We start from the raw sequence: 13,857 nt of genomic DNA, 5'->3' as shown, positions 1-13,857 counted from the left end.
TGCGACAAGCCGGGAGGACTAACGGCCGGGCACGCCGGTAAGGGCCGCCTGTCCGCCGGTTCGTGGGTCAAACGTCTCCGATCAGGTGGCCTCCGGGACGGCCGTTCGGCCATTTGCCTACTTCGACGCACGGACCACGTATCGAGGTCCGGGATGGTTCGTTTCACCGGATAGACAGCCACGAACAGGGGGACGCCATGTTCGCCACGATCAAGAACCTGATTCCGGAGCCGCGCCAGGCGAACCACCCGCGCAACTACATCGGCCGGCATCGTCAGCCCGACCAGACCCCGGCTCCGGCCCCGACCTCACCGGCCGCACCGGCCGAGCCCGAGGACGAGGCGGCCTGAGTCAGCTTCCCGCGGCTCCGACTTCCCAGCTCGGCACCGAGACGGCAGCGCCGCCGTCCGGGCCGGCGTACTCCAGCAGGACCAGGGCGATGTCGTCCTCGAGACGCCCGTAGACCCAGTCGACCAGTGCGGTCTCCAGCGAGACCAGCCCGTCGCCGACCGTGCCGTGGCCGAGCAGACGCCACGCCCGGTCGGCGGTCGGGAAGAACTCGCCGTCCCGGCGTGCCTCGCCCAGACCGTCGGTGAACAGCAGCAGCCGGTCACCCGGCTCCAGCCGCTCCACCCGGGGCTTCACCTCCGGCATGAAACCGAGCGGCGGGGCCGGCGCCGGCGGCTCCAACGGGATGACCTGACCACGGCGCAACAGCAGTGGCGCCGGATGTCCACAGTTGACGATCGTGAGCGTGCCGCCGCGCTCCTCGACCAGCGCGGCGGTCACGAAGTCCTCGTCCCCCACACTTCGGGCCACCGCCCGGTCCAGGTCCTCCACGATCAGCTTCAGGTCGGCCCGCTCGTACGCCACATGCCGGTACGACCCCAGCACGATGCTCGCCAGACGGACCGCGTCCAGGCCCTTCCCACGCACGTCACCGATGATGATGCGGACCCCGTACGGCGTGTTCAGCGCCTCGTACAGGTCGCCGCCGATGTCCGCGGCCGCGGTCGCCGAGATGTACCGGCCGGCCACCGCGAGCGCGCCCACCTGCGGTCCGATCGGCCGCAGCACCGCCTGCTGGGCCACCGCCGCGAGCCGCAGCAACTCGGTGATCTGCTCGGACTGCCGTTGCCGCATGGTGGCGCCGGCCGCGGCCACGCCGGTCGCCAGCATGATGCCCATCAGATTGACCAGGCCGGCCATGCCGGTCTGGTCACCGGCCACGCCCACGAAGACGGCCCCGACCATGGTGGCGAGCACGCCCGCGCCGAGCACGAGCTGCCAGACGGCGAAGACCGCGGCCAGGAACGGAACCGCGGCCAGCAGGCCGACGAAATGCACCGGAGGCCCGTCGGACACCTCCACGGCGGACACGACGACGAGCAGCACGAGGGCCGCGCCGAGGCCGGCGCGGTTCCCTGGGCTCAGCGGGCGTCGGCCCGGCAGAAAAGTATGCATGGTTCCGCGGAACAGCATGCCCGATCGACCACACGTCGGGCATCAACTTGACCCGTAGGCTGAGCAGGTTCTGGCCCACCGTTGGGTTCCGCGTCATTCGGTCGGTCCAAGAAGGGCGACAGCCGGTGACAGGATGTCTGCGTGACCGACGATCTCCGTGATCTCCTGCGCTCCGCGTTCCGCTGGACCGACCTCGGCCCCGGCAGCGACTACCTGGTCAGTGATCGCTCCGGCTGGTGGCGTGACCCGAGGATCCTGGACGGACTCGGACCCGCCCTCGCCGGCCTCTTCACGGATCGGCGGCCCACCGTGGTGATCTCACCCGAGGTCACCGGCTTCATGATCGGCCCGCTGGTGGCGCGGGCGCTGGGGGTGGGCTTCGTCGAGGCGTACCGGGCGGGCGCGCGCCGGGCCATCGCCGAGCCGATGATCTGGGCCGACGTGCCGGCCGACCACCGCGGCGAGACCCAGCGCCTGGGCATCCGCCGCGACCTCGTCGCCGGCACCGACCGCGCGCTCGTCGTCGACGACTGGGCCGCCACCGGCGCGCAGGCCCGCGGCCTGCGCGACCTGCTCGGCGCCACCTACGTGGGAACCGCGGTGATCGTCGACGAGTGCCCGCCCGAGGTCTCCGCCGAGCTGACCATCAAGAGCCTGCTGACCGGAGTGGACCTCGATCCCTGAGCCGCAGCGGGCGAGTCGCGCCGACTACGACGACCCCGATCCAGGGGTACGCCCGGAGCGCGCGACCGGCCGGTCCACTCAGCCCTTGCGGACCCGCTGGTACCCGGCGAGAGCCCCCCGGGCCGGGTGCCAGCCGGTGGCGGTGTAGGACGCGAGGCCGCGCCGCACGTACGGGTCCCGGGCCATCAGCTCCTGCGCCTCGGCCTCGGTGTCCACGTCCAGCAGGATGATGCCCCCGGTCGGCGGGTCCATCCGGCCGGCGGTGACCGCGTAGCCGCCGTCCTCCAGCTCGGCGAGGAAGGTCATGTGGTCCGCGCGGGCCGCGTCCACCTCGGCGAGCGGCTTCAGGTACGTCGAAATCATGAGATACACGCCGTCATCGTAGATCCGCTGGCGGGCCGGGTCCCTCTTCGGCGGGCCGGGTCCCTCTTCGGCGGGCCGGGTCCCTCTTCGGCGGGCCGGCGCTGTCTTCGGCGAGGAAGGTCATGTGGTCCGCGCGGGCCGCGTCCACCTCGGCGGGCGGGGCCGGTGAAACGGCGGGCCGGGGCGACCATCCGGGCAATTCCGGTCCGACCCGGTAAAACCTACCTTTCAAGGGTGCAGATCCAGTTCACCGCGGTTTCCGATCCGGCGCTGATCGCCGCCGCCACCCGGCGCGGCCTGCGTCGGCCGGTGCTGTTCGCGCGCCTAGCCGGATGGGCGCTCCTGCTGGTCACCGCGCTCCTGGCCGCCACCGGAGACCTCGACCCGATGCTGCTGACGCTCGGTGCCGGCCTCGCCGTCGTGGTGCCGGTGGTCCTGCTCAACAGCACCGCCCGGACCCTACGACCCGAACAGGTGACCACCTACGAGATCAGCGAGGGCGGCGTCGCGAGCTCCGGGCCGGAGAGCCGGCACGCGTACGCCTGGCGTGCCTTCCGTTCCGTCGAGGAACTCTCCGGGCAACTGCTGTTCCGTCTGAGCGGCGCCCGTTTCGTGCCCGTGCCGACGGCCGGGCTGAGTCCCGCCCAGATCGAGCAGGTGCTGGGCGCCGCGTCGGCTCAGGGGCTGCGGGTGCGCCGCCGCTGATTTCCCTCTAACGGGTGGGCCAGATCCGGAAGTTCTGGGCCGAGCGGCTCGCCGTTGGCCCGCGCTGCCCCTGGTAGCGGGAGCCGTAGACGGCCGATCCGTACGGGTGCTCGGCCGGGCTGGACAGCCGGAAGATGCAGAGCTGGCCGATCTTCATCCCCGGCCAGAGCTTGATCGGCAGGTTCGCCACATTGGAGAGCTCCAGCGTGACGTGGCCGGAGAATCCCGGGTCGATGAAGCCGGCGGTGGAGTGGGTGAGCAGGCCGAGACGGCCCAGGCTGCTCTTGCCCTCGAGCCGGGCCGCCAGGTCCTGCCCGAGAGTGACCACCTCGAGCGTCGACGCCAGCACGAACTCGCCCGGGTGCAGCACGAACGGCTGACCGTCCTCGACCTCGACCGCCGCGGTGAGCTCGTCCTGCTGCTCGGCGGGGTCGATGTGCGTGTACAGGTGGTTGTTGAACACCCGGAAGAACCGGTCCAGCCGGACGTCGATGCTGGACGGCTGCATGAGCGTCGGCTCGAACGGCTCCAGCGAGAGGCCACCGGTCTTGATCTCGGCGACCAGGTCGCGGTCGGAAAGGAGCATTGCGACACCATACCGACCTGCCCCGATCGGCGCGTTCGGTGGCCGTCTCGAACATACGTTCTATAGAATGCCCACATGGCTTCCTGGTCCGATTTCGTTGCCGCCCAGCCGGCGCTCGCCGACGGCATCCGTGCGCTCCTCCAGCAGTACGGTCCCGGCATGGGCTATCTGGCGACCATCCGCCCCGACGGCGGCCCTCGCCTGCACCCGGTCTCGCCGGTCTTCACCGACGACGGGCTGTATTGCTTCATCGTCGACTCGCCGAAACGCCGCGATCTCGAGCGCGACGGCCGCTACGCGCTCCACTCCTATCCGCCGGAGGACAACGACGACGAGGCCTGCCTGACCGGCCACGCCGTCCCCGTGCGCGACCCGCTGCGGGTCACCCACCTGGCCGGCGCCCTGCACGCCTCGCCCGACGTCGACTGGCGCCTCTTCGAGCTGACCGTCGAGACCGCCATGCTGCGCCGGCACGGCCCGGCCGGCGCTCTCCCCCTGGCCGCCACCCCGTTCCTGCCCGCTTACGCCCAGACCTGGCATGCTCCGCGCGGCTTACGGCGCCCGCTCGCTGTCGCCAGCTGATCGCGGGGCGGTGCCGCCACCGAGTCGGATAATCAGGTACAGTGAGGCAGCTCGCGGGTGTAGTTCAATGGCAGAACATCAGCTTCCCAAGCTGACAGTGCGGGTTCGATTCCCGTCACCCGCTCCACTGACGGAAGCCCTGGTCAGGACCGATGGTCCCCAGGGCTTCCGCCGTTCTAGGCCATGTTGAGACAGGATCGGGCCATCAGCTCGCCTCGACGGCTGGTTTCTCGCCCTCGGCATCCCGGCTTCGGCTTGCGCGGGCCGCCTTCACCGCACGGTCCATCGCGTCGGCGATCGGAGGTCTTCCGGGCCGACGGGTGACTGACCGGTGGCGCGGCACGCGGGTTCGCCTTGTGCCGCGCCGTCGGGTTGCGGTCAGCCGCCGATGTGGACGAAGACGTCGTCGATCTCGCCGGCGAACTGGTCGTTGCCCTGGCCGGGGCCCTTGCCGCCGATGCGCAACGGCTCGGCGTTGGCGATCGACACCTGCGGCGGGACCGGGACGGAGGCTCGCGGGGCGCCGTCGACGAGCATGACGAGGCGGTCCATGGTGCGGCGGCATTCGAGGTCGTGCCAGGCGCCGTCTGCCACGTCGATCCACGGTTCGGCACGGTAGATCCGGGCCCGCTGGCCGGCGATGACACAGCTGGGGTGACCCAGCCGATGGTCGACCTGAAGCTTGTACTGGCTGACTCCGCCGACCGAGTAGCCCTTCTGGAGGACGTTGGCGCCGTCGGCCAGGTCGGCGTGGGTCATCAGGATGGACGCGCCGTAGCGCAGCGGACGCCGGCCGGGGTTGAGGGCGTCGTCGCGCGATCCCTCCAGGATCGCCCGGGGGCAATCGCGTTCCCTCAGCAGGGTGCATCGGTCCGGATAGGCGACGGCAAGACCGGCCCCCTGGGGTACGAGGCGGAGCGTCCCGCCGTTCTGGCCCAGCGGCCGTAGCTCGTGACCGCCGGCGACGTCGGCGATGGGGCGGCCGACACCGTCGTCGAAGTCGTAGTGGACGGCGACCGGGCCGCCGGCGGTGCGGATCCGGCCGGGCGCCACGGGGACGGAGAAGGTGCTGGCGTTGTCGAGGAAGCCCGGCGCGGGGCGGGCGGTTGCCGGCCCTGAGGGTGCCGGCGTGGCCCGGGTCACGCCGGCCTCCGAGGGCGTGTGCTGCGTGAGGGGAATTACCCAGGCCAGGACGAGGGCCGCGGACAGGGCGCCGATCGGCATGGCGCGCCGACTGGAGTGAAACATGTGGGTTATTGTCCGGATTGCCGCTTGTATGGCTAACTGAAACTCCGCATCGCAAGCGGTTCACCGGAAATCCACTCGAACGCGGTCAACCGAACCACTGACACCGATCCGGGGTGACGCGGATCACCGTGTCCTGGCGGCCGGGTACGTCGTGCCGGCCGGTTCGCCGATCACCGCGTGCAGCACGTCATCCAGGGTGATCACACCGAGCGGTCGCCGGCCGTCACTGACCAGGACGATGTGCAGACGGTCCCGGCGCATGGTGAGCAGCAGGTCGGCCAGGCCCCGTTCCGGCGGCACCACGGCCAGCGGACGAATCACCTCGGGCGGAACGGGCAGTCGGCGCTGGGTCGCGGCGTACCCCAGAACGTCCTTGACGTGCACGAAGCCGAGCACCCGCCGGGTGTCGCGCTGCACCACCGGGAAGCGGGACCGGCCGCTGCGGGTGGCCACCGCCTCCAGGGTGGCCGGCGACACGTCGGCGGCCACCGTGGTGACCCGGGACCAGGGCAGCAGCGTGTCCCCGGCGGTGCGGTTGTTGAGGCCCAGGGCGGCGTGGATGCGGGCGTACTGCTCCGAGCCGAGCAGCCCCTCGCTGCGCGCCTGGGTGACCATGCCGGCCAGTTCCTCGGCGGTGAAGACGGTCTTCACCGCGTCGGTGGTCTCGATCTTCCAGATCTTGAGGATGATCTTCGAGGCCCAGCGCATCGCGTTCAGCAGCGGCTTGGTGGCGATGCAGAACGCGAGCATGAACGGGCCCAGGATGAGCGCCGAGCGCTCCGGGCCGGCCAGCGTGATGTTCTTCGGCACCATCTCGCCCACGACCGTGTGCAGGAACGTGACGATCATCAGCGCGAGCACGAAGGCGATCGGGTGCACCGCGTTCTCCGGCAGCCCGATCGCGTGAAACGGACCCTCCAGCAGATGGGCGATCGTCGGCTCGGCGATCGCACCGAGCACCAGCGTGCAGATCGTGATGCCGAGCTGCGCCCCGGCGATCATCAGCGGGATCTGGCTCATCGCCGACAGCGCCCAGCGGGCCGCCTTGGAGGTCTCGGCCAGAGGTTCCAGCGCGGTACGCCGGGAGGCGATCAGCGCGAACTCCCCGCCGACGAACAGTCCGTTGCCGATCAGCAGGACCGCCACGAACAGCAACTCGGTCATGCCGTCGTCTCCGCCGAGAGCTCACTCATCGGCCGGCTCCGGCGGCGCGACCACCCGGACCTGTTCGATCCGGTGCCGGTCGACCTGCATGACGGTGAACTCCCACCCGTACTCCTCCAGCGATTCCCCGGCGACCGGGATGTGCCCGAGCCGGGCGAGCAGGAATCCGGCAAGCGTCTCGTACGGTCCCTCGGGCAGCCGGAACCCGGTCTGCTCGTGCACCTCGTCCTCACGCAGGACCCCGTCGACCAGGAACGTCTTCTCCCCGCCGGGGGCGGTCAGCTCGCTCGTGCCGGTCTCGCCGAAGTCGGTGTCGTACTCGTCGGCGATCTCCCCGACCAACTCCTCGACCAGGTCCTCGACGGTGACGACGCCGTCGGTGCCGCCGTACTCGTCGACCACGATGGCCAGGTCCGCCCCGGCCGCCCGGAGCGCTTCCAGCACCCTGTCGAGGCTCAGGCTCTCCGGCACGTAGACCGGTTCCCGGGCCAGGGTGGAGACGCGGGTGGCAGCCCGGCGCTCGGGTGGCACACCCAGGGCCTCGTTCACACCGACCACTCCGATCACGGCGTCGAGCGTGTTCTCGTACACCGGAAATCGGGTGTGGCCGGTCTCGCGGGCCACCGTGATCAGGTCCGCGGCGCTCGCGGTGGTCTTGAGGCCGACCACGTCGACGCGCGGCGTCATCGCCTTGGCCGCCCGTTTCTCGCCGAACCGGATGGTGCGGCGCATCAGCGTGGCCGTCTCGGCCGGCAGCGCGCCGGCCGAGGCGCTGATGGCGGCGAGCAGACCCAGCTCCTCCGGGGAGCGGGCGCTGGCCAGCTCCTCCTGCGGCTCGATGCCGAGCCGGCGGACCAGCCAGTTCGCGGTGCCGTTGAGGGCGGCGATCAACCATTTGAACAGCGTCGAGAAGCCGCGCAGCCCGGCGGTGGTCAGCAGCGCGACCCGCATCGGGCGGGCCAGCGCCGCGTTCTTCGGCACCAGTTCACCGAAGAGCATCGAGATCAGCGTGGCCACGCTCAGGGCGACCACCTGGGTGACGGTCTCGGTCGACGAGCCGGCCACCGGTTCCACGAGTGGGGTGAAGATCTCGGAGAGCGCCGGCTCGGCCAGGTAACCGGTGAGCAGCGCGGTGACCGTGATGCCCAGCTGTGCCCCGGAGAGCTGGAAGGAGAGCTCCTGCAGGGCGGTGCGGATCTTGGCGGCCCGGCGGTCACCCGCCTGGGCACGCGCGTCGATCTCGGCACGATCGACGGTCACCAACCCGAACTCGGCTGCCACGAAGAACGCGTTGCCGCCCGTGAGCAGCGCGAACGCAACCAGCGGGAGCACCGCGGTCAGGAGCAGGCCGTCCATGATCGCTTCACCTCGGGACTCATTGTGCCGGACCGGGACGTCCGGCACTAACCGTGCCCGGTGCGACATCCCGTCCCACCGTCGAATCGTGTACCGCCTGAGCCGCCTGAATCACCCGGCGGCGGCCGAGGTGTCCCGGACAGGCCGATGGCCGGTCACCGAGGCGACCGGCCATCGTGGGATTCGCGTCAGGCGTCCTTCTTGAGCGAGCGGAGCAGGACGGTGGCCACGTCGACCACCTCGACCTCTTCCTGTTTGCCCTTTCCGGTGACCCCGTCGCCGATCATCGTGTAGCAGAACGGGCAGCCCACGGCGATCGTCTTGGCGCCGGTGGCCAGGGCCTCCTCGGTGCGTTCGACGTTGATCCGCTTGCCGATCCGCTCCTCCATCCACATCCGGGCGCCGCCGGCGCCGCAGCAGAAGGAACGTTCCTGGTTACGCGGCATCTCGACCAGGTTGGCCGTCTCACCGAGCACCTCACGCGGGGCGTCGAAGACCCGGTTGTGGCGGCCCAGGTAGCAGGGGTCGTGGTAGGTGACGTCGCCGTCGATCGGCTGGACCGGGGTGAGCTTGCCCTCCTTGACCAGGTGCGCCAGCAACTGGGTGTGGTGGACCACCTCTACCTTGAGGCCGAGCTGCTCGTATTCGTTGCCGAGCGAGTTGAAGCAGTGCGGGCAGGTCGCGACGATCTTCTTGGTGGTGTTCTCGCCGAGCGCCTCGGTCAGCGTCTCGACGTTCTGCTGGGCGAGCATCTGGAAGATGAACTCGTTGCCGATCCGGCGGGCCGGGTCACCGGTGCAGGTCTCGCCCTCGCCGAGGATGGCGTACTTGACGCCGGCCTCGTTGAGCAGGGTGGCGACCGCGCGGGTGGTCTTCTTGGCCCGGTCCTCGAAGGCACCGGCGCAGCCGACCCAGAACAGGTAGTCGAAGTCCTCGACCTCACCGACGCGCGGCACCTCGAAGTCCAGGCCCTTGGTCCAGTCCTCGCGGGTGTTCTGCGGGGCGCCCCAGGGGTTGCCCTTGTTCTCCAGGTTGCGCAGCATGACGCCGGCCTCGGAGGGGAAGGACGACTCGATCAGCACCTGATAGCGGCGCATGTCGACGATGTGGTCGATGTGCTCGATGTCGACCGGGCACTGCTCGACGCAGGCGCCGCAGGTGGTGCAGGACCAGAGCACGTCCGGGTCGATGACGCCGTTCTCGTCGACGCCGCCGATCAGCGGGCGCTCGGCCTCGGCCAGGGCCAGCACGTCGACGCCGGCCAACTGTGCCTCGGTGGCCTTCTCGTCGCCCATCAGGTCCTTGCCGCCACCGGCCAGCAGGTAGGGGGCCTTGGCGTAGGCGTGGTCACGCAGCGACAGGACCAGCAGTTTGGGCGACAACGGCTTGGCGGTGTTCCACGCCGGGCACTGCGACTGGCAGCGGCCGCACTCGGTGCAGGTGGAGAAGTCGAGCAGGCCCTTCCAGGTGAACTGCTCGACCTGGCTGACACCGAAGAGGTCCTTCTCCGGGTCGGCCTCCTCGAAGTCGAGCGGCTTGCCCGCGCTCATCATCGGCTTCAGAGCGCCCAGGCCGGAACCGGCCGGCTTCTCCGGGCTGCGCTTGAAGTAGATGTTGAAGAACGCCAGGAAACGGTGCCAGGCGACACCCATCGTCGGGTTCAGCGAGATGGTGATCAGCCAGGCCATCGAGATGCAGATCTTGACGAGCGCGGCCCAGGTGGCGCCGTCCTCCCAGGCGGGCAGCACCGCGCCGACGGCGTGGCTGACCGGGGTGGCCCACAGCGGGAACTCGAAGTGGTCGGTGGCGACCTTGAAGCCCCGGATCAGGAAGCCGAAGATCAGCACGCCGACGATGACGGCCTCGACGAAGTACGCCTGCCACATGGTCGAGCCCAGGAACCGGCTGCGCTTCACCACGCCCGGCTTGTTGCGCTGGCGCACGAACACCAGGTAGAGGATGCCGATCGTGCCGAGAACGCCGATCCACTCGGTGACCAGGCCGAAGACGACCCAGTGCCCGATGATCGGCAGGCCCAGGTCCGGGTCGACGACCTCGAAATAGGCCTCCAGGACCAGCGACGACAGGACCACGAAGGAGACCATCACGAGCCAGTGGGCCGCGCCGATCGCGGACCACTTGAGCATCCTGGTGTGACCGACGGTCTCCACCAGCATCTTCTTGCCACGGACCTTCGGCTCGGCGAAACGGGCCGGATCGGGCTGGCCCTGCCGGATCACCGCCGTGATAGTCATGACGGCACGAACCGCCAGATAGACGGCCACCACCGTGATTGCCCCCGCCAAGACGGTGGCGATTATCTGCGCGATGCCCATCTGGTGCCTCCTCGGTCGGCGGTGCGCCAGCTTATGTTACCCACGAGTAATAGATGGGCGCGCGCTGCAGGTCAAGGCGATGCGCCCCCACGCCGAAAGCGCACCCCACGCCGAGCGGAGGTGCGCTTTGCTTCTGCAGTTTTCCACGGGACCGCCCCGCGGCGGACTGTGAGATTCAGCGCCAGCGCGAGAGCAGGCCCAGCGATGCCACCATGCAACCGAAGCCCACCGCGAGGTTCCAGTACTGCCAGCTCTCCACCGGCCACTGCTGCGAGGACAGGTAGTAGACGACGAGCCACGCGATGCCGATGACGATCAGGGCCACCGCCGTGGCGGGAACCCAGACCGGACTCGGCTTGTTGGACGCACCCTTGACTGCCGGGCTGATGTCCGACGGCGGGGTGTAGACCTTCTTCTTGCGAACCTGCGACTTGGGCACGGTGCTCTCCTGAGGGCAACAAGTGGTGAACAACCCACCGCTGAGCGGCTCCGGGAGTCCCGAATGCTGCCCGTGGCGAATACTGTTCGACAGCTAGCGTAGTCAAGGCGTTGTGCAGAGAGGCACCCGCCGGGGCAGGAAAATACCCCGGCGTCTGTTCTTGAGGGGGCTGGGTGGGCTTTCGAGTAGGAGGCGACGTGGACGACCACGCTGCTGGAGCCTCCTGGAAACTCGTCCTCCGGCGCGTCGCCCGCGGCCTTCGGCCACGGCGTGACCAGCGCCGTTCCATCTGGTCAGTGGGGGTTCCGCTGATCGCGCTGGCGGCGGGCCTGCTCTTCACCACCTCCGCCAACACCGCCGACGGTACGGCCCTGCGCGACGACCGGCGCCCACAACTGACGCAGCTGATCGCCGAGAAGCGGGATCGCCTGGCGGCCGGCGAGAAGCGCGCAGCCGAACTGCGCAAGTCGGTGGACGCCGAGACCGCCCTGCTGGCCGAGCTGGAGAGCCCGGCCCGCAACCAGGCCGACGCCCTGCGCCAGTCCGCCGGCTTCTCGAAAGTGCGCGGCCCCGGCCTGAGCGTCACCCTCGACGACTCACCGCGGCGTGACTCCGACTTCGGCGACAACGCTCCGGACAACGACGCTCTGGTCGTCCATCAGGGCGACGTGCAGGCCGTCGTGAACGCTCTCTGGGCTGGTGGCGCCGAGGCTATGACGATCATGGATGTCCGGGTGATCTCCACCAGCGCGGTACGCTGTGTCGGCAACACGCTGCTCCTTCACGGCCAGGTCTTCTCACCACCTTTCAAGATCACCGCAATCGGCGAACCCACAGCGCTGAGTCGCGCGTTGGAGTCGTCAGAGGGAGTCAGGCAGTTCCGGGAGGCCGTCGCCGACTTCGGGCTCGGTTACCAGGAAAAGGTGGAGAAGAACGTGACTTTGCAGGCGTACGACGGATCGACCGACCTCCGATCAGCACAGGCTGCCCGGTGATGGTTTCCCCCGAGTACCCGGCACGTCCGTCCGGATCGGGCCGCCACCGCGCACCGGACAGCGACGCACAGACCGCCTACATCCCCCGGATCACCGACACCGCACCCGACGGGGTGCCCGGCGGTCCACTCTCCGCCCCGATCGGCCCGGGCGGCAACGTCGACCCGCGACCCGAGCCGGCCGCCGCGCGTACCACCGGGAATTTCTTTCCCGTGCAGCCGGAACAGCGGCCGGCCCCGGCAAGCGGCCTGGGCGGCCCGACAGCGCCGAGCCCGTCCCGTACCCCGGCTCAGGCATCACAGCCGCCCAGCGAAGCGCTCAGCCCGGCCGTCGACCCGGCGGCAACCACCGCCTGGGCGCCCACCGCCGGACAGCAGCCGCGGCAGGGCTGGTCGCGTACCGAATCGGCCTGGCCGCCACCGGAACGGCCCGGAGTGCCGGCCGGGACCGCCGACTGGCTGCCCGCGGCGGGAACCCCGGCGCAGGCAGGCCCGGTCGCCCCCACCCCGCCTGCCACGCCGGCCGTTCACACCGCGCCCACCACCCCCGTCGCCCGCACCGCGCCCACCACCCCCGTCGCCCGCACCGCGCCCACCACCCCCGTCGCCCGCACCGCGCCCACCACCCCGGTTGCTCAGACCGCTCCCGCTTGGACCGCCGGCCCGACGAAGGACCCGAGCGTCACCACGGTCATCCGTACGGTGGATGCTCCGACCGGCATCCTGCCGACGGTCCCGGAGAAACCCGCGATGAGCGCGGCGGAGGCCGCGCGTGCGGCGGCCGGGCCGGACGCCGCGCTCGGAGCCGCATCGGTGACCGCCACTGCCGGGGTAGGCTCCGGTGGCGGCCTGACCGGCACGGATGCGCCGGACACCGCGGAGCCCGTCAAGGCGAAGCGGGGTGAGCGGGTGGTCAAGCTGCGGCCGGAGCAGACCGACGAGGGCTACAAGAGCGTCTACTCGGAGCTGACCCGCCCCACCATCGGCTCCCGGATCCGGACCGGCATCCGCACCTCCGGCGAAATCATGATCACTTTCGGCCTGGTGGTGCTGCTCTTCGCCGGCTACCAGGTCTTCGGCAACTCGGCCGCGGTGCAGGCCGAGCAGGACAGCCTGGGCGAGGAGCTGGACCAGGCGTGGGCCGACCCGACCGTGGCCCCGACGGCGAGCACGGCGGTCAAGGGCCCGAAGGCGCCCGGCGCCAACCTGGTCGGCCGCCTCTACATCCCAAAGTTCGACAAGAAGTGGGTGGTCGTCGACGGCGTGCAGCCCGACGACATCCGGTACGCGCCGGGCCACTACCCGGAGACCGCGAAACCCGGCAAGATCGGCAACTTCTCGGTCGCCGGCCACCGGATCAAGAAGATCTTCTGGCGTCTCGACGAGCTCCGGTCCGGCGACGTGATCGGTGTCGAGACGCGGGAGAGCTGGTTCGTCTACCGGGTCTACGACCAGGAGATCGTGAAGCCGGACCAGGTCGAGGTGGTCGCCGCGGTGCCGGGCAGGCCCAAGGCCAAGCCGACCAAGGCGCTGCTGACGCTGACCACCTGCAACCCGAAGTTCAACAACTACGAACGCCTGATCATCCACGCCGAGCTGGTCGAGACGGTCCCCCGGGACCAGACCCTGCCCGACGCCGGCATGCCGGCCGAGATGAAAGCGTGATCGATGTACGCGTGGATCTGGCGCAAACTGCCGGGCGGCGCCTGGAGCAAGCTGACCATGTCTCTGGTGCTGGCCTCGGCGATCGGCGTGCTGCTCTGGTTCGTCGTGTTCCCGTGGGCCACCCCGCTGCTGCCGTTCGACGACGTCCAGGTCGAGGCAGGCACCGGGGAGGACGCCGGCTCGACCGTCCCGGGAGATCAGGGTTCCGAGGACGAGATCCCCTACAGCACGACCTCCAATCAGCCCCAGCCGAACCCCAGCAGGTGATGAC

At 70.1% G+C, this 13,857-nt stretch carries 15 protein-coding genes and 1 tRNA gene; 8 read left to right on the top strand and 8 right to left on the bottom strand.

What is annotated here, in order from left to right; genetic code table 11:
• Window positions 1–197 precede the first annotated feature (197 nt).
• Window positions 198–350, top strand: coding sequence for a hypothetical protein (locus AB0I88_RS09220; RefSeq protein WP_361020466.1), 153 nt, complete (start codon window positions 198–200; stop codon window positions 348–350).
• Window position 351: 1 nt separating this feature from the next.
• Here the strand turns inward: AB0I88_RS09220 and AB0I88_RS09215 are convergent, their stop codons facing one another.
• A complete protein-coding gene (locus AB0I88_RS09215) occupies window positions 352–1,482 on the bottom strand; it encodes a PP2C family protein-serine/threonine phosphatase (protein ID WP_361020464.1) in 1,131 nt (376 codons plus the stop codon).
• A gap of 123 nt (window positions 1,483–1,605) precedes the next feature.
• On the opposite strand from AB0I88_RS09215, the gene AB0I88_RS09210 reads away from it, so the two are divergent.
• On the top strand, window positions 1,606–2,148 hold the full coding sequence (locus AB0I88_RS09210; RefSeq protein WP_361020462.1) for a phosphoribosyltransferase: 543 nt from the start codon (window positions 1,606–1,608) through the stop codon (window positions 2,146–2,148).
• 78 nt (window positions 2,149–2,226) lie between these two features.
• On the opposite strand, the gene AB0I88_RS09205 is transcribed toward AB0I88_RS09210, so the two are convergent.
• Window positions 2,227–2,511 carry a YciI family protein gene (locus tag AB0I88_RS09205; RefSeq protein WP_361020663.1) on the bottom strand — a complete coding sequence of 95 codons (285 nt, stop codon included), beginning with the start codon at window positions 2,509–2,511 and terminating at the stop codon, window positions 2,227–2,229.
• A 234-nt stretch (window positions 2,512–2,745) separates the two neighbouring features.
• On the opposite strand from AB0I88_RS09205, the gene AB0I88_RS09200 reads away from it, so the two are divergent.
• Window positions 2,746–3,216 (top strand): YcxB family protein, encoded by a 471-nt coding sequence (locus AB0I88_RS09200; protein ID WP_361020460.1) that lies wholly within the window; start codon window positions 2,746–2,748, stop codon window positions 3,214–3,216.
• Window positions 3,217–3,223: 7 nt separating this feature from the next.
• Here AB0I88_RS09200 and dcd read toward each other — a convergent pair whose 3' ends face one another.
• On the bottom strand, window positions 3,224–3,802 hold the full coding sequence (dcd, locus tag AB0I88_RS09195) for a dCTP deaminase (RefSeq protein ID WP_361020458.1): 579 nt from the start codon (window positions 3,800–3,802) through the stop codon (window positions 3,224–3,226).
• Between the two features lie 75 nt (window positions 3,803–3,877).
• Between dcd and AB0I88_RS09190 the strand changes: the two genes are divergently transcribed.
• Together AB0I88_RS09190 and AB0I88_RS09185 are read left to right on the top strand one after the other, a co-directional pair.
• Window positions 3,878–4,384, top strand: a complete 507-nt coding sequence (locus tag AB0I88_RS09190) for a pyridoxamine 5'-phosphate oxidase family protein (RefSeq protein ID WP_361020456.1) — start codon at window positions 3,878–3,880, stop codon at window positions 4,382–4,384.
• A gap of 53 nt (window positions 4,385–4,437) precedes the next feature.
• Window positions 4,438–4,511 (top strand) — tRNA-Gly (locus AB0I88_RS09185).
• Between the two features lie 251 nt (window positions 4,512–4,762).
• On the opposite strand, the gene AB0I88_RS09180 is transcribed toward AB0I88_RS09185, so the two are convergent.
• The 5 genes from AB0I88_RS09180 to AB0I88_RS09160 form a co-directional block, all read right to left on the bottom strand.
• Window positions 4,763–5,632, bottom strand: coding sequence for a LamG domain-containing protein (locus AB0I88_RS09180; protein ID WP_361020454.1), 870 nt, complete (start codon window positions 5,630–5,632; stop codon window positions 4,763–4,765).
• A gap of 123 nt (window positions 5,633–5,755) precedes the next feature.
• Entirely contained in the window at window positions 5,756–6,796 is a 1,041-nt protein-coding gene (locus tag AB0I88_RS09175; protein WP_361020452.1) for a hemolysin family protein, read from the bottom strand.
• 21 nt (window positions 6,797–6,817) lie between these two features.
• A complete protein-coding gene (locus AB0I88_RS09170) occupies window positions 6,818–8,152 on the bottom strand; it encodes a hemolysin family protein (protein WP_361020450.1) in 1,335 nt (444 codons plus the stop codon).
• 188 nt (window positions 8,153–8,340) lie between these two features.
• Window positions 8,341–10,488 (bottom strand): (Fe-S)-binding protein, encoded by a 2,148-nt coding sequence (locus AB0I88_RS09165; protein WP_361020448.1) that lies wholly within the window; start codon window positions 10,486–10,488, stop codon window positions 8,341–8,343.
• A 175-nt stretch (window positions 10,489–10,663) separates the two neighbouring features.
• Entirely contained in the window at window positions 10,664–10,927 is a 264-nt protein-coding gene (locus AB0I88_RS09160) for a cell division protein CrgA (protein WP_183225786.1), read from the bottom strand.
• Window positions 10,928–11,124: 197 nt separating this feature from the next.
• Here AB0I88_RS09160 and AB0I88_RS09155 point away from each other — a divergent pair, with 197 nt between their 5' ends.
• From AB0I88_RS09155 to AB0I88_RS09145, 3 genes are read left to right on the top strand one after another with little or no spacing between them, the layout of a single operon-like run.
• Window positions 11,125–11,922 carry a DUF881 domain-containing protein gene (locus AB0I88_RS09155; RefSeq protein ID WP_361020446.1) on the top strand — a complete coding sequence of 266 codons (798 nt, stop codon included), beginning with the start codon at window positions 11,125–11,127 and terminating at the stop codon, window positions 11,920–11,922.
• The gene (locus tag AB0I88_RS09150; protein ID WP_361020444.1) at window positions 11,922–13,586 is read left to right on the top strand and encodes a class E sortase; all 1,665 of its coding nucleotides are present in this window, start codon (window positions 11,922–11,924) and stop codon (window positions 13,584–13,586) included. The genes AB0I88_RS09155 and AB0I88_RS09150 overlap by 1 nt, the downstream gene beginning before the upstream one ends.
• A gap of 3 nt (window positions 13,587–13,589) precedes the next feature.
• A complete protein-coding gene (locus AB0I88_RS09145) occupies window positions 13,590–13,853 on the top strand; it encodes a hypothetical protein (RefSeq protein WP_361020442.1) in 264 nt (87 codons plus the stop codon).
• The last annotated feature ends 4 nt before the right edge of the window (window positions 13,854–13,857 follow it).

Origin of the sequence: Actinoplanes sp. NPDC049802 (assembly GCF_040656595.1) — a bacterium.
Lineage (GTDB): Bacteria > Actinomycetota > Actinomycetes > Mycobacteriales > Micromonosporaceae > Actinoplanes.
The sequence above is the reverse complement of the archived record's forward strand: the minus strand, read 5'-3'. Positions and strand labels throughout refer to the sequence as shown.

Bases quoted from the DNA above. Each gene is read 5' to 3' on its own strand.
- AB0I88_RS09220 (WP_361020466.1), top strand. From the start codon at position 198: ATGTTCGCCACGATCAAGAACCTGATTCCGGAGCCGCGCCAGGCGAAC.
- AB0I88_RS09215 (WP_361020464.1), bottom strand. From the start codon at position 1,482: ATGCTGTTCCGCGGAACCATGCATACTTTTCTGCCGGGCCGACGCCCG.
- AB0I88_RS09205 (WP_361020663.1), bottom strand. From the start codon at position 2,511: ATGATTTCGACGTACCTGAAGCCGCTCGCCGAGGTGGACGCGGCCCGC.
- dcd (WP_361020458.1), bottom strand. From the start codon at position 3,802: ATGCTCCTTTCCGACCGCGACCTGGTCGCCGAGATCAAGACCGGTGGC.
- AB0I88_RS09190 (WP_361020456.1), top strand. From the start codon at position 3,878: ATGGCTTCCTGGTCCGATTTCGTTGCCGCCCAGCCGGCGCTCGCCGAC.
- AB0I88_RS09180 (WP_361020454.1), bottom strand. From the start codon at position 5,632: ATGTTTCACTCCAGTCGGCGCGCCATGCCGATCGGCGCCCTGTCCGCG.
- AB0I88_RS09175 (WP_361020452.1), bottom strand. From the start codon at position 6,796: ATGACCGAGTTGCTGTTCGTGGCGGTCCTGCTGATCGGCAACGGACTG.
- AB0I88_RS09170 (WP_361020450.1), bottom strand. From the start codon at position 8,152: ATGGACGGCCTGCTCCTGACCGCGGTGCTCCCGCTGGTTGCGTTCGCG.
- AB0I88_RS09165 (WP_361020448.1), bottom strand. From the start codon at position 10,488: ATGGGCATCGCGCAGATAATCGCCACCGTCTTGGCGGGGGCAATCACG.
- AB0I88_RS09150 (WP_361020444.1), top strand. From the start codon at position 11,922: ATGGTTTCCCCCGAGTACCCGGCACGTCCGTCCGGATCGGGCCGCCAC.
- AB0I88_RS09145 (WP_361020442.1), top strand. From the start codon at position 13,590: ATGTACGCGTGGATCTGGCGCAAACTGCCGGGCGGCGCCTGGAGCAAG.